The organism is Marinococcus tarijensis (assembly GCF_054971385.1).
On sequence record NZ_JBQOJA010000013.1, the window covers coordinates 14,305 to 35,742 of the forward strand.

19 protein-coding genes, 1 other RNA gene and 1 other annotated feature are annotated in these 21,438 nt (G+C 48.0%); of the genes, 3 read left to right on the forward strand and 17 right to left on the reverse strand.

Annotated features, from left to right (window positions below):
• Positions 1-39: 39 nt before the first annotated feature.
• Positions 40-639: a hypothetical protein gene (locus ACTTK7_RS08935; protein ID WP_462867539.1), complete on the forward strand. Its 600-nt coding sequence runs from the start codon at positions 40-42 to the stop codon at positions 637-639.
• Positions 640-673: 34 nt separating this feature from the next.
• On the opposite strand, the gene ACTTK7_RS08940 is transcribed toward ACTTK7_RS08935, so the two are convergent.
• Together ACTTK7_RS08940 and cymR are read right to left on the reverse strand one after the other, a co-directional pair.
• A complete protein-coding gene (locus ACTTK7_RS08940; protein ID WP_462867541.1) occupies positions 674-1,396 on the reverse strand; it encodes a hypothetical protein in 723 nt (240 codons plus the stop codon).
• Between the two features lie 93 nt (positions 1,397-1,489).
• Positions 1,490-1,909 carry a cysteine metabolism transcriptional regulator CymR gene (gene cymR / locus ACTTK7_RS08945; protein ID WP_027847299.1) on the reverse strand — a complete coding sequence of 140 codons (420 nt, stop codon included), beginning with the start codon at positions 1,907-1,909 and terminating at the stop codon, positions 1,490-1,492.
• 221 nt (positions 1,910-2,130) lie between these two features.
• Between cymR and ACTTK7_RS08950 the strand changes: the two genes are divergently transcribed.
• The gene (locus tag ACTTK7_RS08950) at positions 2,131-3,414 is read left to right on the forward strand and encodes a replication-associated recombination protein A (protein ID WP_462867542.1); all 1,284 of its coding nucleotides are present in this window, start codon (positions 2,131-2,133) and stop codon (positions 3,412-3,414) included.
• A gap of 67 nt (positions 3,415-3,481) precedes the next feature.
• Here ACTTK7_RS08950 and ACTTK7_RS08955 read toward each other — a convergent pair whose 3' ends face one another.
• Positions 3,482-5,533, reverse strand: coding sequence for an ATP-binding protein (locus ACTTK7_RS08955; protein WP_462867544.1), 2,052 nt, complete (start codon positions 5,531-5,533; stop codon positions 3,482-3,484).
• A gap of 256 nt (positions 5,534-5,789) precedes the next feature.
• Positions 5,790-5,972, reverse strand: a non-coding RNA gene (gene ssrS, locus ACTTK7_RS08960) — 6S RNA.
• A gap of 97 nt (positions 5,973-6,069) precedes the next feature.
• Here ssrS and ACTTK7_RS08965 point away from each other — a divergent pair.
• Positions 6,070-6,366, forward strand: a complete 297-nt coding sequence (locus ACTTK7_RS08965; RefSeq protein ID WP_462867546.1) for a hypothetical protein — start codon at positions 6,070-6,072, stop codon at positions 6,364-6,366.
• Between the two features lie 4 nt (positions 6,367-6,370).
• On the opposite strand, the gene aspS is transcribed toward ACTTK7_RS08965, so the two are convergent.
• The 13 genes from aspS to queA all read right to left on the reverse strand — a co-directional run bounded on the left by aspS (position 6,371) and on the right by queA (position 21,392).
• Positions 6,371-8,158: an aspartate--tRNA ligase gene (aspS, locus tag ACTTK7_RS08970; RefSeq protein WP_462867548.1), complete on the reverse strand. Its 1,788-nt coding sequence runs from the start codon at positions 8,156-8,158 to the stop codon at positions 6,371-6,373.
• A complete protein-coding gene (hisS, locus tag ACTTK7_RS08975) occupies positions 8,155-9,438 on the reverse strand; it encodes a histidine--tRNA ligase (protein ID WP_462867550.1) in 1,284 nt (427 codons plus the stop codon). The genes aspS and hisS overlap by 4 nt, the downstream gene beginning before the upstream one ends.
• A gap of 59 nt (positions 9,439-9,497) precedes the next feature.
• Positions 9,498-9,723: a binding site (T-box leader), on the reverse strand.
• Positions 9,724-9,766: 43 nt separating this feature from the next.
• A complete protein-coding gene (dtd, locus tag ACTTK7_RS08980) occupies positions 9,767-10,225 on the reverse strand; it encodes a D-aminoacyl-tRNA deacylase (RefSeq protein WP_462867551.1) in 459 nt (152 codons plus the stop codon).
• Positions 10,226-10,255: 30 nt separating this feature from the next.
• Positions 10,256-12,436, reverse strand: coding sequence for a RelA/SpoT family protein (locus ACTTK7_RS08985; protein ID WP_462867553.1), 2,181 nt, complete (start codon positions 12,434-12,436; stop codon positions 10,256-10,258).
• A 200-nt stretch (positions 12,437-12,636) separates the two neighbouring features.
• Positions 12,637-13,158, reverse strand: coding sequence for an adenine phosphoribosyltransferase (locus ACTTK7_RS08990; protein WP_462867555.1), 522 nt, complete (start codon positions 13,156-13,158; stop codon positions 12,637-12,639).
• Entirely contained in the window at positions 13,148-15,511 is a 2,364-nt protein-coding gene (gene recJ, locus ACTTK7_RS08995) for a single-stranded-DNA-specific exonuclease RecJ (protein WP_462867557.1), read from the reverse strand. The genes ACTTK7_RS08990 and recJ overlap by 11 nt, the downstream gene beginning before the upstream one ends.
• 162 nt (positions 15,512-15,673) lie before the next feature.
• Positions 15,674-15,994, reverse strand: coding sequence for a LapA family protein (locus ACTTK7_RS09000; RefSeq protein ID WP_462867559.1), 321 nt, complete (start codon positions 15,992-15,994; stop codon positions 15,674-15,676).
• A gap of 100 nt (positions 15,995-16,094) precedes the next feature.
• On the reverse strand, positions 16,095-17,045 hold the full coding sequence (gene secF, locus ACTTK7_RS09005) for a protein translocase subunit SecF (protein ID WP_462867560.1): 951 nt from the start codon (positions 17,043-17,045) through the stop codon (positions 16,095-16,097).
• Positions 17,035-18,336 (reverse strand): protein translocase subunit SecD, encoded by a 1,302-nt coding sequence (gene secD / locus ACTTK7_RS09010; RefSeq protein WP_462867561.1) that lies wholly within the window; start codon positions 18,334-18,336, stop codon positions 17,035-17,037. The genes secF and secD overlap by 11 nt, the downstream gene beginning before the upstream one ends.
• A 160-nt stretch (positions 18,337-18,496) precedes the next feature.
• On the reverse strand, positions 18,497-18,817 hold the full coding sequence (locus tag ACTTK7_RS09015; protein ID WP_462867563.1) for a post-transcriptional regulator: 321 nt from the start codon (positions 18,815-18,817) through the stop codon (positions 18,497-18,499).
• A 110-nt stretch (positions 18,818-18,927) separates the two neighbouring features.
• Positions 18,928-19,179 (reverse strand): preprotein translocase subunit YajC, encoded by a 252-nt coding sequence (gene yajC / locus ACTTK7_RS09020; protein WP_022793796.1) that lies wholly within the window; start codon positions 19,177-19,179, stop codon positions 18,928-18,930.
• 33 nt (positions 19,180-19,212) lie between these two features.
• Entirely contained in the window at positions 19,213-20,352 is a 1,140-nt protein-coding gene (gene tgt / locus ACTTK7_RS09025; protein ID WP_462867564.1) for a tRNA guanosine(34) transglycosylase Tgt, read from the reverse strand.
• A complete protein-coding gene (gene queA / locus ACTTK7_RS09030; RefSeq protein ID WP_462867566.1) occupies positions 20,349-21,392 on the reverse strand; it encodes a tRNA preQ1(34) S-adenosylmethionine ribosyltransferase-isomerase QueA in 1,044 nt (347 codons plus the stop codon). Before queA ends, tgt begins: the two co-directional genes overlap by 4 nt.
• Positions 21,393-21,438: the final 46 nt, after the last annotated feature.

Genomic DNA, 21,438 nt, shown 5'->3' on the forward strand with positions numbered 1-21,438 from the left:
TTTGTTTCCTACTATTTTATGAAAGCGCGGGATGTATGAGTGAAAAATGTTTGGATGCTCCGGCCTTTACCTAACGGCACCAACCAGCTTCATAATTTTTTAGAGTATGATTTTATCGCTATCGGATATTCCATCGGCAAATCCCTGAATGGCCTCAGCTATGAAAAAATCAAAAAGGAACTGGCCCGCTTTGATATGGATGAAGGGGCCACGAATGTGTACAATTTTATTACCCAGATGAAAACAGACGACCTCGTGATCGTGCCGGATGACAACAACCGTGACGTATATTTCTGCACGGTCACCTCGCAGTATATTTATGTGCCAAACGTTGATAATCAGAAAAAAGGGCTCGGCTATCCCCATCAGAAGACCGTCAGCTGGTTTTTCAACAAAGAGCCGCTTAACCGCAATGATTTCAGTAAAGAGCTGCAGGCCTCCCTGCGCTCGCCAAAAACCATCACAGACTTGACCCATCACCTGGATGTGCTGAATGAAATCATCTTTGATGTAGCGTTTATCAGCGGCGGCGTGCTGAAGGGCAAAGCGATTGAAACGGTCAGGGAGCTGCTTGAAGAGCATCAGACGGTTGATACCCGGCTGCGGGCCGCCGAGCTTGCGCTTAAATATGATCTTTAATTAGAAATGCTTGCTTTTATATACGCAGCCACGCTTACCAATTAAACAGCAGCTTCAATATTTCTGTTACGACAGTATAGATGAATGCTGCCCATAAAAAGGTCGGCAGATGAGCGGATTCTTCTGTCGGCATTTCTTTTTTCAGCACATTAAATATCATCGCGCCTGCAATGACCGCAAACGTAATAGCCAGGACAATTTCCGGCAGCGTAAACACAATGGCAAATATCCAGCCAAATAAAATACCTCCTGCCAGATAATATCTTCCCCGCTTATACCTGCCCGCATCCTCCCGGTGCAGGTCATGCGAGATAGCCATAAAATGAAGTCCAATTGCCACCCCGTAAAAAACTGTCTGAAGCCCCTCTACATCGGAGCCGAACACTGTGTAGGCAACCATACTGTTATACAGGGCAAAAAAGGCAATTTGAATCCAGAAAAACTGCCCCTCCCCCCTGCTCGTGGAATGGTAGGCCCGTACCGCAAAATTGTGAATCACAAAGTAAATAATAAGTCCGATCAGGCTGAGCAGATAAAATTCCGACTCAAACGTCAGACCCCGAAAAGAACTTTCTCCATATTTGCTTTGTTCATCATGCAGATACGGAAGTATGTACACAAAAATAAACGCGACAGCCACTCCTCCGGAAAATGAGAGCCAGCTGAAACGGCCGATTTTTTCGGATGATATTAATTTATCTGCGAATAGCTGGATAAGTAAAAAGATTACAACAACGATAATATTTTCTACGGCCACGGCCATCCCCCCCTGAAAACTTTATCATAAAAAAATCTCCATGCCGGATGCGGCGTGGAGATTTCGCATGTATTCCTTTCATACCTTCAGAAATTAAATATAAAACATATAATTTTCCTGTTCTTCGTCGCCCTGATACTCCGCCAGATAATCAAGCGTAGTACTGTCGAGGACATCCTTCACAGCATCCCGAATTTTCAGCCACAGATCCCGCTTAGCCGGCTCTTCGTCATCGAGGACCTCGACCGGGCTGATGGGGCCTTCAAGGACACGGATAATATCGCCCGCCGTTATATCAGCCGGTTCTTTAGAAAGCATATAGCCGCCGTAGGCCCCCCTCACGCTTTTAACGAGGCTTGCGTTTCGAAGCGGAGCAATCAGCTGCTCCAAATAATGCTCGGAAAGATTATGATCCCGTGCGATGGATTTCAGGGAGGTAGGGCCGCTCCCATGCTTTCTCGCAAGCGCCATCATAATCGTCAATCCGTATCTGCCTTTAGTTGAAATTTTCAATGCCGTCATCCCTTCCTGTCAGGCCTGTGAGTACCTGTTACATCTTCAATGATTCTGCTGATTGGTTAGTTGCTTTGTCATTTGGCTGCCCAGCTTCTAATGCTGATAAAAACAGTTGGAATTAATGTCAGTATATCATACCTGCAGTGTGCTGTTCATCCTCATATAAGAGAAAACATGATACAATTTCAACGTGAACTGTTTACGAAAGGAGAAACTACATGTCATCCAAACAGCCTCTTGCCTACCGGATGCGTCCTGGCTCTATCGAAGAAGTCGCCGGCCAGGAGCATATTCTCGGGGAAGGCAAAATGATTGCGCGTATGGTGGAAACAAAGAAACTTTCCTCCATGATTTTATACGGCCCCCCGGGCACAGGAAAAACATCGATTGCCTCTGCCATCGCAGGCAGTACAGATATTGCCTATAAAAAAATGAACGCCGTTATGAACAATAAAAAGGATATGGAACTAGCCGTGCAGGAAGCCAAAATGTCAGACCAGCTGATTGTCATTATGGATGAAGTGCACCGGCTTGATAAAACAAAACAGGATTTTCTGCTTCCCTACCTTGAGAGCGGATTGATTATCATGATTGGAGCCACTACTGCCAATCCCTACCACGCTATTAACCCGGCGATACGCAGCCGCACACATATATTTGAGGTGCTGCCGCTTTCCATACCGGAAATGAAGCAGCTGATTGAGCGCAGCCTCCATGACCCGACCAATGGGATGGGCGCGTACCGGACAGAAATAACAGAAGAGGCACAGACGCATCTGGCCGAAGCGGGGGGAGGCGACGTGCGTGCTGCGCTTAATGCGCTTGAGCTTGCCGTGCTCAGCACGAAGCCGGACGATGACGGCATCATCCGCATTACTCAAAGGGTGGCAGAGGAATGCATTCAACAGAAGCGTTTCACTCACGATAAAGACGGCGACCACCATTACGATGTGCTTTCCGCCTTCCAAAAATCCATTAGGGGCAGTGACCCTGACGCCGCGCTTCATTACCTCGCCCGTTTAATTGAAGCCGGGGACTTAATCAGCATCGGCCGCCGGCTTATCGTCACTGCCTATGAAGACATCGGGCTGGCAAACCCCCAGGCAGGACCGAGGGCCCTGGCTGCTGTTGAAGCCGCCGAACGGCTGGGATTCCCGGAAGGCAGAATACCGCTCGCGGATGCCGTCATAGAGCTCTGCCTCTCCCCTAAATCAAACAGCGCCTATAAAGCGCTTGATGCAGCGCGGGAGGCGATGCTGAAAGCTGGCACGCCGTCTATCCCCTCCCACCTCCGGGATTCGCATTACAAAGGGGCAGAATCCCTCGGCCGCGGCAACGAGTACGAGTACCCGCATAATGATGAACGGGGATGGGTGCCTCAGCAGTACCTGCCGGACAAGCTTAAAAACGAGCAATATTACGAACCAAAAAACAACAGCAAATTTGAAAAAGCCCTGACGGACGTATACCGCCAGATCAAACCAGCAAAGAAGAAAGCATAAGCAGCCTGCTATGCCGCCTGTCGAATCGGAATTAACACAAAAAAGACGCCTTAAGTACAGGCGTCTTTTAATTTACATTTTGGCTGTCACTGCTCGTCGTTTCCCCGGCCAGCTGCGCCGGGAGCCGTACGTTAAATTCGGTTCCGCTGCCAGGAGCGGAATCGACCTCCAGCGTTCCTTTAAAATCTTCCACAATTTGAAACACAGTCATCAGCCCAAGACCGGTTCCATTTGATTTGGTCGTATAAAAAGGATTTCCGATTTTCTGCAGCTGCTCTTCACTCATACCGCTTCCGGTATCCTTTATTTTCACTTCATAATACGGCTCTCCGGTCCAGTGCATGGATGTTTCCACCCGCAGCACGCCCCCCTCCGGCATCGCTTCCAGGCCATTTTTGATCAGATTCACAAACACCTGGGATAATTTCTTGCGGTCCCCGATTATTTCCGGCAGATCATCAAAATTCGTATAAATGAATGTTTTATTTTTTACAGCCTGCTGACTGTACAGCTCGAGCAGTTCTTCAAGCAGGCTGTTCACCTGAATACCGTGTTCATCTCCGGAGCTGGTAGGTCTGGCAAGACCAAGCAGATCTTCCACAATGCTGTTCATCCGGTCAATTTCGTTCAGTACTAAATCGTAATGCTGAATATCCTTTTCTTTCTTTGCCGACTGGCGGAACAGCTGCACGAATCCTTTGATAGTTGTGAGTGGATTCCTGATTTCATGGGCAAAGCCTGCAGACAGCTGCCCTACCATTTTCAGCTTTTCGCTTCGGACGAGCTCATTTTCCATATCCTTCTTTTCTGTAATATCGTTAAATATAAGTACAATGCCCTCAGAGGACTCGCGGGAGTCCACGGGAGGGAGAATTGTCATATTCACTAAAAAGGTACGGTTTTTTCCGTCGATAGGCGCTTGGATTTCTTTCATCTCAAGCTGCATGTCATTCAGGCGGTGTGCCTCTATTTCCCGGGCGAACATGCGGAAGTCTTCAGATTTTTCCATTACCTCCTGCACGGAGTGCCCGAGTGCTTCTTTCCGGTCGAGTCCAAACAGCTTTTCACACATAGCATTAAACGTAGTGATATTCGTAAAATCTCTCGAAACAGCTATTACCCCGTTATCTGTCGTTTCCAGAATCATCGTGGACTGGCGGTGCCCCCGTTCTCTTTCTTCAAGCTGTTCTGACATATGATTAAATGTATTAGTCAAAACGTCCACTTCTTCATAGGCATTGGTCTGCAGCGGAAATACCTTTTTCCCTATTGCAAAACGGCTTGTCGCTTCTGCAAGGCGCTCGACAGGATGCACGATGTACTTGGACAGCTTAAAAACGGCAAACACCGTAATAATCAAAACAATGCTGAAAACAAACAAGTAGCTGTAGACGAGCTGCCGGAGATTCGCATAGAATCCGCTTTTGGGCACCGTATAGCCGACGTACCATTCATTTGCCAGGCTCCCTACATTCTCCACCGGGGTAACGACGGAAACATCATTGCCATGCTCAATAAGCTGGTCCTCCTGCCCGGCGATCAGTTCTTCGATAGAATCCTCTTCCATTCCCTGCTCCTCAAGAAAGCTTTCCTCGAGCACGTAGCCCGAGTTCGGGGAGGCAATGTATTCCCCTTCATTATTAACGACAAAGGCCTGACCGGAAAAACGTTCATGCTCGCCCATTTTATTCAGGCGCTGCCAGAGCACTTCCCACAGCGCATTTTCATTAATTGAGGGGGAGATGACAGCCATCACATTTCCTGCATCATTTTCCACCGGTCCTGCGAGAGGAATAATTGGCTGCTTTAAAATTGGATCTATAAACGCTTCTTCAAGCGTTGGATTTCCCTCCCGTGCCTTCTGGTACCATACGCGGTCGGAGACGTTTTTCCCTACCACTTCATCCCGGGTGGACGTAATAATATCTCCATTCGTATCTATGTAAACAATACCCATATATAAATTTTCCGCTTCCACCATTTGTTCAAGCTCGTTTCGTATATCGGAAGGCGCTGCGTTCTCATCCTGCAGCACAGGATTCATCGTCATCATATCCAGGTCGTTCATTCGTTCCGACAGAACGCTCTCCATCGTTAATGACAGATTATTGGATAACAAAAAATAAGGAACCCTCAAGCTGGGATTCCATTTCTGAACGCTGGGATTCGAACAAAACCACCCCAAAGATTAACAGCGGAAGCGCTGTTATGATCAAGGTAATTACCAGAAGCTTAGAACGGAGTTTTCTCAATGTATGTTCACCTGCGTTTCTCTTACTGCCGTGACAATTCATCATTTTCGCCGGATTTATGTAAAAAACCTCCGGAGCACTGTTCACGCGCCGGAGGATGCATAACAATTTAAATAAAACAGGAAGAGTCCCAATGTGCCGTCAAACGAACTTGTTTTTGAACCTGCTCATGGCAGGTGGGTGCCTTGCTTGTTCGTTCATACTTCCCCAAGTATTGAGGCTTGTACTCCAGAACAAGACGACAGGCTCCCAATGTGAATGTGTTGGCTCAAAACGATCAGTGCTTCACGAACACCTCAGGACTCTTCACATTGTTTGATTATATATTAGCACTTTCGTATAATTCGGTCAAGAACGTTACTACAACATTCCAAGGTGCACAGAGCCTTAAAAGGAGCAGATGATGACAGAAACACTAGCCAGGCTTAATGCAACGTATACAGAACACGTAATTGAGGATTTTCAGAAAAAACGGGTCCCTGTGGAAATCCCTCTTTGTTTAAAAGAAGATCATATCGCCTACGGCCACGATCAGGAGATTTCTTACCCTCTCAAGGAGGTACTCGATGTTTCATACCGCTATGAACCTGGAAAAATAGGTTTTCTTTACATTCATACGATTCAGGGCATCCGCACTTTTCAGATCAATTCAGACCCCGGTGCTTTTGTTGAGCAGTTTCATCAGCTTGACCATTTATAGCTTTTTATTCGTCTTCATCTTCTTTTTCAAACACATCGAGCTTAAGATGCAGTTCATCAAGCTGTCTGCTGCTGACTTTCCCAGGCGCCTGAGTCAATGGATCAGTTGCGCTCGCCGTTTTCGGGAAGGCAATCGTATCTCTCAGATTATTTCTGCCTGCGAGGATCATGACGATCCGGTCAAGGCCAAACGCTATGCCGCCGTGTGGCGGTGCACCGTAATCAAAGGCTTCCATAAGAAAATCGAACTGTTCTTTCGCCTCTTCTTTATTAAATCCAAGAGCCGTAAACATTCTCTCCTGCAGATCTTTTTCATAAATACGCTGCGATCCCCCGCCAATTTCATAGCCATTCAACACGAGGTCGTAAGCCTCCGCCCTGATATCCTCCGGCTTTGTTTCAAGCAGGTGGGCATCGTCCTCCACCGGCCTTGTAAACGGGTGGTGCATCGCTACATAACGGTCGTCGTCCTTGTTATATTCCATCAACGGAAATTCTGTCACCCAGAGAAAATTAAACGTGCTGCGGTCAATCATATCGAGCTCTTTTCCGAATTTCAGGCGCAGGGCACCAAGAGAATCCCAGACCACCTGATGGCTGTCTGCTCCAAAGAACAGCAGATCTTCTGCTTCTGCTTCCATCGCTTCCCGGAGCGATGCTGTTTCTTCATCACTTAAGAACTTCGCAACCGGGCCTTTCAGTTCATTTTCCTCTACCTTCAGCCAGGCGAGCCCTTTCGCTCCGTAGGCAGCCACAAATTCTGCCAGATCGTCAATCTCCTTCCGTGACATCTGGTTAGCCACGCCTTTGACGTTCAGTCCTTTAATGATGCCTCCCGAAGCCGCAGCATTTTTGAATACTTTAAAATCACTGTCCTTTAAAACATCGGTCAGCTCTACAAGCTCCATGCCAAATCTTGTTTCCGGCTTGTCGGATCCGTAGCGGTTCATCGCTTCGTAATACGTCATACGCGGGAATGGTGTTTCAATGTCGACCCCGCGCGTTTCCTTCAGCAGTCCGGCCATCATTGTTTCCATCATGGAGAAAAGGTCCTCGGTGTCCAGAAAGGCCGTCTCAATGTCCACCTGGGTAAATTCCGGCTGACGGTCAGCCCGCAGGTCCTCATCCCGGAAACAGCGGACAATCTGGTAGTAACGCTCAAACCCTGAGACCATTAACAGCTGTTTAAACAACTGCGGGGACTGCGGCAGGGCATAAAACTCCCCAGGATGCACCCGGCTTGGCACCAGATAGTCTCTTGCCCCTTCAGGCGTGCTCTTGGTGAGCATCGGTGTTTCCATATCGAAAAAGTCGCGGTCATCAAGAAAACGACGGATAAACTTCGTCGTCTGATGACGGAGCTTGAACGTTTCCTGCATATCTGGGCGCCGGAGATCAAGGTAGCGGTAACGGAGCCTTACATCTTCAGAAACATTAGTATCTGCTTCAATTTGAAACGGCAGCGGCTTCGAGGCATTCATAATCGAAAGCTTATCGACACGGATCTCCACCTTTCCGGTCGGAATTTTTTCATTATACGTTTCTTCATCGCGCTGCACGACAATCCCTTCTACATCGAGCACGTATTCGCTTCGGACCCTTTCCGCTGCGTTCAGTGCCTCCTGGGACTGTTCCGGGGTCGCTACTACCTGTACGATTCCCGAACGGTCCCTGAGATCAATAAAAACAACCTGGCCCAGGTCACGGCGGGTCTGGGCCCAGCCCTTCAATCGTACTTTTTCGCCTATCAGCGCTTCCTGAATGTCGCCGCAATGGTGCGTCCGTCCTATCATTGTGCTTTCCTCCCTGTACGTTCCTGCATAGTAGTAATAAATGCCGACAGCGGCACTTCTTCCTGTTCGCCGGTCTCCATATTTTTAATGTTAACTGCTTCTGCTTCCAGCTCATCGTCACCGATGACAACGGTGAAGGTACTGTTTGTACGATCCGCTGCTTTAAACTGGGCTTTTGTTTTACGGTCCATGTAATCTTTATCGGCTTTAACCCCTGCCCTCCGGAGCTCATGCACCAGGGAAACGGAGCGCTTCTTGGCTTCCTCTCCCATTGCCACAATGTAGCAGTCCAGGTTTTTTTCTGCCGGCAGCTCTACGTTCTGGGTATTGAGTGCCATTAAAAGCCGCTCGATGCTAAGCGCAAAGCCGATGCCAGGCGTATCCGGCCCGCCAATGTCCTCAATCAGCCCATTGTAGCGGCCACCGCCCATAAGCGTCGTAATCGCGCCAAAGCCTTCTCCCTCAATCATAATTTCGAAGGCCGTGTGGGTGTAATAATCAAGACCGCGTACAAGGTTCGCATCCACCTCGTAAGGAATGCCCATTTCATCAAGCATTGCTTTCACCTGGTTGAAATAGCTGCTTGACTCTTCATTTAAGTGATCAAGAATAGAAGGCGCATCTGCCATCAGCGGATGATCTTTATCCTTTTTGCAGTCGAGAATCCGGAGCGGATTGGTGTGCAGGCGCTCCTGGCAGTCACTGCAGAATTCTCCGATACAGGGTTCAAAATGAGAAACAAGCGCCGCGCGGTGAGCTATCCGGCTCTCCTTGTCCCCAAGGCTGTTGACAACCAGCTTCAGGCCCTTGAGATTCATTTCTTCATAAAACTGCATGGCAAGCCCGATAACTTCTGCATCAATCGCAGGATCCGCACTGCCGATTGCTTCCACGCCGAATTGCACAAACTGTCTCATTCGTCCGGACTGCGGGCGCTCATAGCGAAACATCGGCCCAGTGTAATACAGTTTGACCGGTTGTCCGGCCCAGCCGTACATTTTGTTTTCCACGTAGGAACGCACGATGGAAGCCGTATTTTCCGGGCGGAGTGTGAGCTGCCTTCCGCCTTTGTCTTCGAACGTATACATTTCTTTTTGTACAATATCCGTGGAGTCCCCCACTCCCCGTGCAAACAGCTCGGTTTGTTCAAAAACAGGGGTTCTTATTTCACTGTAGTTGAACCGGCTGCAGATATCGTCTATTTTTTGTTCAATAAACTGCCATTTTTCCGATTCACCCGGCAGTATATCCTGGGTCCCTCTTGGAATTCGATAAGCCATGCTCTTTCCTCCCTTAATATGTTCAGTCTTTCCACATAAAAAACCGCCCCTCATGAATCATGAGGGACGGTTGATCCGCGTTGCCACCCTAATTGAAACGACACTCGTTTCCACTTTATGCCTGTAACGAAGGCGTACGTTTATTCCTACCGGCTGCTCGGCAGCATTCGAAATAAAACCTACAAAGTGTCTTTCAACAGGGGAGAAAGAGAAGGACTTCCAGCCTCAGGTCCTTCCTCTCTGGCAGTCTGCCGCGCTGTTTACTTTCTTTATCATCGGCTTTAGCTGTTCTTCTGTAAAACAATCTTACGAATCTTCCCGGGGATTGTCAACCATTTCCCTGGCTTTTCGGGGAATCCAGTATGAGTGTCACCGGGCCGTCATTCGTAAGAGATATATCCATATCCGCTCCGAAAACGCCTGTTTCCACGTGAACACTTTGTTCTGCGAGAAGTTCGTTAAACTGGAGGTAGTATGCTTTAGCCTGCTCTGGCGGGGCCGCCTCCATAAAGTTCGGCCGGCGTCCTTTCTGCGTATTACCATAGAGCGTAAACTGAGGAATAGATAACACGCGGCCGCCTACATCGAGCACAGACCGGTTCATTTTCCCCGCTTCGTCCTCAAAAACGCGGAGATTGCTCACCTTTTCTGCCATCCACGCCAGATCCCTTTTCGTATCCTCTCCGTGAATGCCTACAAAAAGCACCAGTCCTGAAGATATTTCTCCTGTTACTTCATCCCCGACGCGGCACGCCGCCTCTTTGCTTCTCTGCAGTACCACTTTCACGCTGAACGACCCTTTCTTTCCGGTAAATCGTTAATGCATCACCCGCCGCACGGAATAAATGTCAGGGAGCCCCTTAATTTTATCCACAACCCGCCGCAGGTGATCGGTATTGCTGATATTTACTGTTACGTGAATAATAGCCATTTTGTTCTTATCTGCTTTGCCGCTGACAGCGCTCATGTTGGTTTTCGTTTCAGTCACCGCCTGCAGCACAGCATTTAAAAGCCCGCGCCGGTCATAGCCGGTCACTTCAATATCCACATTATAGTTTTTCGATTTCTCAGCCGCGCCTTCCCATTCCACAGACAATAGACGCGGTTCTGAATCTTCGTTTTTAATATTTGGACAGTCGCTCCGGTGCACGGAAACGCCCCGGCCTTTCGTAATAAAGCCTACAATTTCATCGCCGGGAACCGGGTTACAGCACCGCGACAGGCGCACGAGCAGATTATCGACGCCTTTCACTCTCACTCCGGCACCAGTCTTTCTCGTCGGCGTTGCCGGCTGTACGTCTTTGACAGCTTCAGCTACAGACTTTTGTTCAGCCGCCTGTTCCTGCTCCTGGCGGGCCCGGTCAGTCAGCCTTGTAACGATCTGCTTCGGACTGACCCCGTTATACCCTACTGCCGCAAACATATCCTCATCGTTGGAAAAGCTGAATTTGTCGGCTGTTTCCTGCCGGTTCTCTTCGTTTAATATCTCTTTTGGCTCGTAGTTTTGCGCCCGCAGCTCGCGCTCCACCATTTCACGGCCTTTTTGAATATTTTCTTCACGCCGTTCTTTTTTGAAAAACTGTTTAATTTTGTTTTTGGCATGAGAGCTTTTCGTCAGCTTCAGCCAATCCTGGCTTGGCCCGTAGGAATGCTTGGACGTAAGCATTTCCACAATATCGCCGGTGGTCAGCTCATGATCGAGCGGCACCATTTTGCCATTCACCTTTGCCCCAATCGACCGGTTGCCGATCTCCGTATGAATACGGTAGGCAAAGTCTATAGGAACTGACCCCCGGGGTAGCTCAATGACATCGCCCTTTGGCGTGAACACAAATACCATGTCGGAAAATAAATCGATCTTGAGCGATTCCATGAACTCCTGGGCGTCCGGTGTATCATCCTGCCATTCCAGAATTTCACGGAACCAGGTGAGCTTGTCTTCAAGGGACTGTTTGTTCTGCGCGTCTTTGCCCTCCTTATACGCCCAGTGAGCTGCTACACCAAATTCGGCGATACGGTGCATTTCCCTGGAGCGTATCTGTACTTCAAGAGGCTCACCGTTCGGCCCGATGACGGTCGTATGAAGGGACTGGTACATATTCGCCTTCGGCATGGCGATATAGTCCTTGAACCGGCCCGGCATCGGCTTCCAACAGGTGTGAATGATTCCAAGCACGGCGTAGCAGTCCTTAATGCTGTCAACAATAATACGTACAGCCAGCAGGTCATAAATTTCATTAAACTGCTTTTTATCCTTCACCATTTTTCGGTAAATGCTGTAGATATGCTTCGGCCGCCCGTACATTTCGGCATTGATTTTTAAATCATTCACGTTTTCCTGAATGTTATCAATTACCTGGTCAATGTATTCTTCCCGTTCGGCGCGCTTTTGTTTCATCAAATTCACAATACGGTAATACTGCTGGGGCTCGAGGTAACGGAGCGCCGTATCCTCAAGCTCCCATTTGATTGTGAAAATACCTAATCGATGAGCAAGCGGGGCAAAAATTTCCAATGTTTCATTAGAAATACGGCGCTGCTTTTCCGGTGGAAGATGCTTCAGGGTCCGCATGTTGTGCAGGCGGTCTGCAAGCTTAATCAGGATCACCCGGATGTCCTTGGCCATTGCGACCACCATCTTGCGGTGGTTTTCCGCCTGCTGCTGTTCCTTCGATTTGTATTTAATTTTTTTCAGCTTTGTGACACCGTCGACAAGCATGGCAACTTCGCTGTTAAATTCCCGTTCGAGATCTTCGACGGTCACTTCTGTGTCTTCTACCACATCATGCATAAAAGCAGCCGCGATCGTATCAGGATCCAACTGCAGTTCTATTAGAATACCGGCTACCTGAATAGGGTGCAGGATATAAGGCTCGCCTGACTTCCGGTATTGTTCCTGATGGGCTTTTTCTGCATAATGATAAGCTTTATCCAAAAAAGCAACATTCGCTTCGGATAAATAAACGCCCGCTTTTTCCATTACTTCATCAATCGTCATGGAATCACCCTTATTCGCCTTTCCACCTTATAATAGATACACGGTACACCTACCGGACATAAATATCTGAATATGAAGAAATATAACGCTAATTGACTCTAATTTCAAGCCTCAGGCCTTTTTTCCGCCACAGACTCTTCCAGGTATAATAATAACCCCCGAACCACTGGTTGGCAGGGGGCTTAAGACAAATATCCCTATTAATCAAACGTGACTAGAGAATAGATATTGTAGTCATTCAATTCTTTGTTGTTTCTTGCCTCCAGATAGGAAAGCTCGATAAAGAATGCGAGGCCGGCTACAACTCCCCCCAGCTTTTCCACCAGCTGCACAGTAGCTCTTACGGTGCCTCCAGTAGCAAGCAGGTCATCGGTGATAAGCACCCGCTGGCCCGGCTTAATGGCGTCTGTATGAATCGACAGGCTCGCTTCCCCGTATTCCAGGCCGTAATCCTCCGTAATGGTTTCCCGTGGCAGCTTGCCTTCCTTGCGGATCGGTACAAATGCTTTTTCCATTGCATAAGCAACCGGGCATCCGACTACAAATCCTCTTGCCTCCGGGCCGACAATTACATCAACATCATGCTTTCCGGCAAATTCGATCATGTTGTCGATAGCCTCCCGGTACGCCGGGCCATTCTGCATAAGAGTTGTAATATCTTTAAACCGGATTCCCTTTTCAGGAAAATCTTCGATCACTGTTATGTAATCTTTAAAGTCCATGGTTTACCTTCTTCCTAGTATCTAATATAGTTTCTTCCTTTTCCGGCAGCCAGGAAAGGAGCCGTTTTTTTAATTGCGGAAACGGAGTAAACATTAATTCCTGCTCGACATTTCTCGCCTCCATTTTTTCCTGGTAGGAGGAGGAGTCAGTTAAATCTTTTTTCGCAGGCTTTTCCTCTGCCGAGACAACCGCATCCTTCATTTTAACAAAACCTAATTCAAAAAACACTTGACTCATAAAAAACAAATCTTCCGTCTTCCACTGTTTATATTCGGCCAGTTTCCTGCCCTGGCTGTTCAGATCAAACGAACCGCGCTTTTTCAGGAAAGCGTAATACCATTTAAACTGTTCTCTTGAAGGCATCGAATGAAAATACGCTTTTTCTCTTCCCTGAAAGTAGACATAAATGTTCGCCGCCTGCGGGAATACCTCAAGTGCCTGCTTCAGCGTATCGAGAGAGGCCGGCATATCCGCTATCACTACATTCGCCGCGTGATGCGTCTGACCTTCCATATCGGTCCCGTTAAGAATGGCAGCGTGTCCCGCAGATGCCGCCAGCTCTTTCCGCTGTTCTTCTGTGAAAGCCAGAACTGCCGTGTCTGTATTGTCCGCAAACGTCACCCGCTTTTCTTTTCTGCGGTCAAATATTTGAATCTGCTCCACCTTCGCATCCTTTAAAAACAGCTGCGGCTTGCGGAAGCCGTTCCATTCATTGATACTCAGCTCCCCAACGACGGAGACCTCTTCATTTTCTGTCAGACTTTCCGATAAATACCCGAGATGAAATCCGACACAATCAAGCTTTTTCCCACCGGCAGCCAGTGCCATCTTTAAGTGATTTTTCGACGCACCTATCGTTTTCACTGATTCGAGAACCGTTTTTTCAATCCGGAAAACCGGCTTTGGATTGCCAACGCCAAACGGCGCCAGATTTCGAAGGTCTTCGACCGCCTCAATCGTAATGTCATTTACCGAAACATGCACGTCAATGTGCGTCGCCGGAACAAGCAGTTCGCTGCTCAGCGTTTCTTTTGCCTGGCTGACCATGCGGGTCCTCAGGGTGTCGATATCGGCAGGATCCAAAGAAATGCCGGCCGCCATTGGGTGCCCTCCGAACTTTTGGAGCACGTCGCGGTTTTTCGAAAGCTCCTGAAACATATCGAAGCCTTCAATGCTTCTTGCCGAGCCTTTGGCTTCCCCGTTTGCAGCATCAATACTCATAACGATTACCGGACGGTAGTACCTCTCCACCAGACGACTCGCCACGATGCCAATTACGCCGGCATTCCATCCTTCTCCTGCCACAATAATGAATGGATTGTCCTCCACAGGAAAGTTCGTTTCTACTTCTTCCACCGCTTCTTTGGTCATACTTTCCACAAGCGATTTGCGTTCATTATTAAGGTCATCGATCATTTCCGCCCACGATTCCGCTTCGTCAAGCGCATCTGCAGTCAGAAGATGCACAGCCGGATCGGCTTCTTCCATCCGGCCCGCTGCGTTCAGGCGTGGTCCCATCGCAAAGCCGACATGGTCTTCTTCAAGCTGTTCCCCTTCAATGCTGCATATACGTTTTAACGCCTGAATGCCGGGAAGCTTACTATTCGTTAACAGGTCGAGTCCCCGCTGCACGAACAGCCGGTTTTCCTCCACGAGCGGTACAAGGTCACTGATCGTGCCGAGCGTGACAATATCGAGCCATTGAACAGGCTCCTCGGTAAGAAGAGCATGTGCTAACTTATAGGCGACCCCGACCCCCGCAAGCTCTTTAAACGGATACGTGCAGCCTGGTTTTTTCGGGTTAATGATTGCGTACGCAGGCGGCAGCTCCGGAGGCGGCTCGTGGTGGTCGGTAATAATAACATCCATGCCTAAATCATTGGCGGCCTGGATTTCGTTAACCGCCGCGATACCCGTATCCACGGTAATAATGAGTGAAGCTCCTTCATCATGAGCCGACTGAAAAGCCGGAACATTCGGTCCATATCCTTCCGTAAACCGATTAGGAATATACCAGCCAAACGAAGCTCCAAGTTCAGTTAAGAGCCGGATCATAATAGTGGTGCTCGACACTCCGTCCGCATCGTAATCTCCGAAAACGAGAATACGTTCTTTATTTTCAACCGCCTGCTGAATACGGCGGACAGCTTCTTCCATTCCATCAAGCAGATACGGGCTATGTACAATAGACCAGTCATTATGAATCATCTGCCGGACTTTCTCTGCGGATTCAAATCCTCTTGCAGCAAGAAGCCGCGCAGATATTACACTTACATTCAGCTCTTTTTTAAGCTGTTCTGCCAGACGTTCGTCCACTTCGGGCTGATGCCATCTTGTTCGTGACTGCAGCATATACCTCTTCCTCTTTTCTTGCTTTAGCTTTTCAAACGTTCCTTGTCTGCATTCACTATTGTATCGAAAATACTTACGGGATAAAAGCTATTTTATCTGCACCTCCTTCCATAAAAAAGCTTCTTTTCCCGCAAAAGGGAAAAGAAGCGAAAATTAATGCATTTATGATGAACGGCTGGATTTTCCTTTATCATCATTTTCGTGCGTAGTGCCTGTTGTTCTTGAACCGACGGAGGCCCCGTGATCATCCGAGGCTTTCCGGAGACGGCGCACTTCCGCTTTCAGCTTATAGATACGGAACATGCTGAGAAATCCTGCCACCATCGCTCCAAGCAATACAGAAACCAGAATGACAATAATCAGCGGCCATTCCCCTGTGCCAAACAATAAATTTACTTCTACGCTATTTACATTAATCACGGCAAAAACAGCGATAATGAGTGCTAAAATAAGTCCCATGATTAAACCTGTTTGTGCTTTCATTTTTTCACTCCTTTCACAATCTGTGTTCTTCTTTATTATACCCGTATAATTGCAAAAATAACCATAAAAAGCCTCCCTTTCAAAAGGGAAGCCTTTGTTTTTACGACTCTGGTTCTTCTTCTGCTGGCACCTTTTCACGGTTCCGTTTAATTTTTTTCCAGTTCCATATCACCCACAGCTGAGCTGCCAGGAAGACGGAGGAATACGTTCCGGCAACCAGGCCGATCAAAAGGGCGAGAGAAAATGACCGTATGCCTTCGCCGCCGAAAATAAACAGCGCTGCGGCCGCAAAAACGACTGTCAAAACAGTGTTAATGGAGCGCGTGAGCGTCTGGTTCAGACTGACATCCACTACTTCTGCCAGGTCTTCAAACGATTCAATTTCCTCTGCCGGGGGCATGTTTTCCCGGATCCGGTCAAACGTCACAATCGTATCGTTAATGGAATAACCTACAATCGTGAGAACCGCTGCAATAAACGGCACATTCACTTCCACCTGCAGCAGGCTGAAAAAGCCAATAATAAAGAAGGCGTCGTGAAGAAGGGCAATAATCGAAGCAACTCCGTATAAAAACTGAAAGCGGATCGTGATATAAATTATCAGTCCGAGCGAAGCAATCAGCACAGATATAAATGCGTTCTGCGCCAGCTCCTGGCCGACCTGCGGAGAGACCGTGCCCGTATTTGGAACGCTTCCGTACTCTTCTTCAAAATACGTTTGCACAGCAGCTATTTCCTCCTGGGAAAGCTCTCCGATAAAGCGTGCGGAAGCAATTGTATTATTATCTCCGCCAAGTGTAATATCATCCGGCTCCAAATTCCCTTGCACCTCTTCAAAATCAGCGCGCACCTGTTCTTCGGTTAATGGCTCGTCTGCAGAGACCTCTACTCTTGATCCGCTTTGAAAGTCAATGCCCAGGTTCAAGCCGATCGTTGACAAAAGTATGGCTCCGGCAAGAACATAGGCGAGAGTAATCAGGAAAAAGACATTCCGGAATTTGACGAAAGGAATCACCCGTTTTAAGATCTTCCTGCTGTTATTAAGGTTCATGGATGTCACGCTCCTTTACGCCAAACACCTTCGGTTTTTTATTAAAGATCCGGCTGTTCACCCATAGGCCGAGAAGCAGCCTTGTACCAAGCACTGCCGTAATGAAGCTTACCAGTATGCTCACGATCAGCATCAGGGCAAAGCCCTGCACCGAGCTTGTTCCGAAGTAGAAAAGCACCCCGGCAGCAATCAGGGTTGTGACGTTCGCGTCGATAATTGTACCAAGAGACCTTCTTGCTCCTGAACGGTACGCCGATAAAATGGATCTGCCGTATTTGATCTCTTCTTTAATCCGTTCATACGTAATAATATTCGCATCAACAGCCATGCCGACCCCAAGGACAAGTGCCGCTATACCTGGCAGTGTGAGCACTCCCTGGATAAAGTTAAACATCGCAAGTACAAAATAAATGTATGTACTGAGCGTTAACACAGCGATAAATCCCGTAAAGCGGTAGAACACGAGCATGAATAAGAAAATCAGCCCAACGCCAATAAACGTTGCAAAAATGGTTTTATCCATGGCCTGTTCTCCAAGTGAAGCACCAACCGAGTTCGAATATACTTCCTCGAGGTTTACAGGAAGTGATCCCGAATTCAAAATATCCGCAAGGTTTTCCGCTTCTTCGACACTAAAGTTGCCTTCAATCTGAATGTCCTGTGTATACAGCGGCTCGCTCACTGCCGGAGCAGATATGAATTTCGGATCCTCCTTCATGGCTTCCTCTTCGTAGGAATCCCCTTCTTCGTAATCCAGCCAGATGACCAGCCGGTTGTCGGGAGGCTGGTATTCATTAATAATATTTTCCGTTACTTGTCCAAACTGGTCCCCGTCTCTTAAGGAAACCGTGACGATTGGGTTGTTTGAATCGTCAAAGTTCACAGAGGCACTTTCTTCCTGGATGTCACTTCCGGACAGCCGTTCATTATCGTCTACGTCCCTGATGCTCAGGTTCGCTTCTGTAGAAAGCAGCTCCCGTGCGGACTGCTGGTCTTCAACACCAGCGAGCTGCACCCTTATACGGTTGTCACCTTCAATGGTAATATTCGGCTCGGAAACACCCAAAATGTCCACCCGCTGCGTCAGCGCAGCTACCGTGTTCTGCAAAGTTTCATCTGTAATTTCCTGTCCTTCCTCCTGTGGCTCCACTTCATAAAGCACTTCAAATCCGCCCTGAAGATCAAGCCCGAGGTCGATACCGTTCACAATTTTCTCCGACGTTGGGATCATTAACGCCGCCAGCGCAAAAATAATTAAAAAGAAATAAACAATCCTTGATTTCTTTACCATTACAGGTTCATCCTTCCGTGCTTCGATCCGCCGTTATATGATGCTTCTGCTCCCATAAATAAACCAGAGCGGAGCGTGCCGTCTGGTCCATCTCTTTTGTATCCGTGCCGTTCAATGTTTCTCAAACAAAAGCAATTATACGTATTCGCAGAATTAAATGTCAATCGACCTTTTCTGCTACATTACCACTCACCTGGGCCAGTATTTCCTCCAGGGCTTCATCATAGTTTTTCTTTTGTTCGATCTTTTTGTACGATTCGATCGTTTTCTGCTGCATGTAATCGTGCATTTTCATATGCAGTATTGTTTGCACAATTGTATGTAATTCCGGCTCAGCCTGACGTTTTTTCATTTGGCATACGCTCATTTCCCAGATTTCGTCTATATATATGTTTTTGTATCCCAGAGTTTCAAACTCCTTCACTTTGCTCTCAAGTGCCGGATAAACAACAGGCTTCCATTCTTCCCAGGCTTTTTCCATCAGAACACCTCCTGTTTTTCATTATACTTAACCATGAAGATGTGGCAAACATACTTTTTTCACAGGATGAAAAAATCCCCGTTTATTCATAAACGGGAATTCTGTACAAACTATTCATTTACTGTTTCGCGGACCGCGTTCCGGTCAAATGTCAATTTCATGTTGCCGTCTACGTCCACGATAAGTTTGTTTTCATCAATAGCATCAATGGTGCCGTGTATACCGCCGATAGTAACGATACGGTCACCCTTCTGCAGATTCGCATGCATTTCCTTGATCCGCTTCTGCTGCTTTTGCTGCGGACGAATCAAAAGGAAATAGAATATGAGAAACATCAAAACCAATACGATAATTGTACTCACTGTTTCACCCCTTGTCCCTTTAGCTTCCCCGATCTAGAAATTTTTAGCATCCGGACGGTTAAAGCCGTATTGTTCAAAAAAAGTTTCCCGAAAATCGAGCAGACGATCTTGCTGGATAGCCTCGCGTACTTGCTGCATTAAAGACAGCAGGAAATACAAGTTATGGTACGAAGTAAGCCGGACGCCGAACGTTTCTTCACTTTTGATCAGATGCCGGATGTAAGCCCTTGAGTAATTGCGGCAGGTATAGCACCCGCATGCCTCATCAATCGGGCGGAAGTCTCTGGCATTTGAAGCATTTCTTACGACCAGTCTGCCTTTGCTTGTCATACACGTACCGTTTCGTCCGATTCTTGTTGGAAGAACGCAATCAAACATATCTATCCCACGGATAGATCCGTCAATTAACGCATCTGCCGACCCGACTCCCATCAAATAGCGTGGTTTGTTTTGAGGAAGAAGCGGGGCCGTATATTCCAGCACTCGGTTCATCGTTTCCTTCGGCTCTCCAACAGATAATCCGCCTATAGCGTAACCCGGAAAGTCCATTGAAATCAACTCTTTTGCAGATTTTTCACGCAAATGCCGGTAATCTCCGCCCTGCACGATTCCAAACAACGCCTGATCCTTTGGACGCGCATGTGCCTCAAGACACCTTTCGGCCCATCTGGTCGTCCGCTCAACAGATGCTTTCATGTATTCTTCCTCGGCCGGATAAGGCGGGCATTCGTCAAATGCCATCATCACGTCGGCGCCAAGAGAGTTTTGAATCTGCATCGCTTTTTCCGGGGAGAGAAATAATTTAGCTCCGGAAATATGGTTCCGGAAATGAACGCCTTCTTCTTTAATATCCCGCAGCTTGCTCAGGCTGAAGACCTGAAAACCTCCGGAATCGGTGAGAATTGGCTTATTCCAGTTCATGAATTTATGCAGGCCGCCGGCTTCTTCCACAATATCTTCGCCAGGCCGTATCCATAAATGATACGTGTTGCTTAAAATCATCCCTGCGCCCATCGACTCCAGTTCCTCCGGGCTTAATGTTTTTACGGTGGCAAGCGTCCCCACCGGCATAAAGGCAGGAGTATCAAACGACCCGTGCGGTGTGTGCACCTTGCCGAGCCGAGCTCCTGACTGCCGGCACGTCTTAATATGTTCGTATGTTACTGCGGTCATTCGTTATTTCCTCCCGAGTGTATAAGCATTGCATCCCCAAAACTGAAAAAGCGGTACCTTTCGCGTATGGCTTCCCCATATGCCCGGAAAAGAAATTCCTTCCCGGCAAGAGCGCTCACAAGCATCACCAGTGTAGATTTTGGCAGATGGAAATTTGTCAAAAGCGCGTCAATTCCCCGGAACGTATAGCCTGGATAAATGAAAATATCCGTCCAGCCTCTCGCTTCCATAAATTTATTTTCCTGTTTGCCTGCCACGGTTTCGAGCGTACGCGCTGACGTCGTCCCCACTGCAATTATACGTTTGCCTGCCGATTTCGTTTCATTTAAAATTTCGGCTGCTTCCTGCGGGAGATGATAAAATTCCGCATGCATATCATGCTCCTCCACCGTTTCGGCGGATACCGGGCGAAACGTCCCGAGTCCGACATGCAGCGTCACATGCGCCGTCCGAACCCCTTTTGCCTTCAGCCGTTCAAGCAGATTCGACGTAAAGTGAAGACCTGCCGTAGGAGCTGCAGCGGAGCCGTAATGCTCGGCGTACACAGTCTGGTAACGGTCCTGGTCTTCAAGTTTTTCTTTAATATAAGGAGGCAGGGGCATTTCGCCGAGTTCCTCGAGAATCTCAAGAAAAATACCGTCATAGGTGAACACCATCTCCCGCCCCCCGTGATCAAGCAACTTCGTGCATTCTGCCGTCAAACGTCCGTCCCCGAAGGTGACTACGGTTCCAGGCTTCACTCGTTTCGCCGGCTTCACAAGCGTCTCCCACGTGTCACCCTCCTGCTGCAGCAGCAGCACTTCTATCCCTGCACCGGTTTCTTTCTTTTCACCAATGAGCCTTGCAGGCCAAACTTTTGTGTTGTTGAGCACTAAACAGTCACCAGCCTCAAGGTGATCTTCAATCTGATGAAAACGTTCATGCGCAATGGTCTCTTCCTTTGTATTCATCACGAGCATCCGGGACTGATCCCGTTCTTTCAGCGGATGCTGCGCGATCAGCTCCTCCGGCAGTTCAAAATCAAATTCGTTTATATTCATGGCTAACCCTTCCTATTCGTTCAATCACGTAAAACCAAAAGCTATT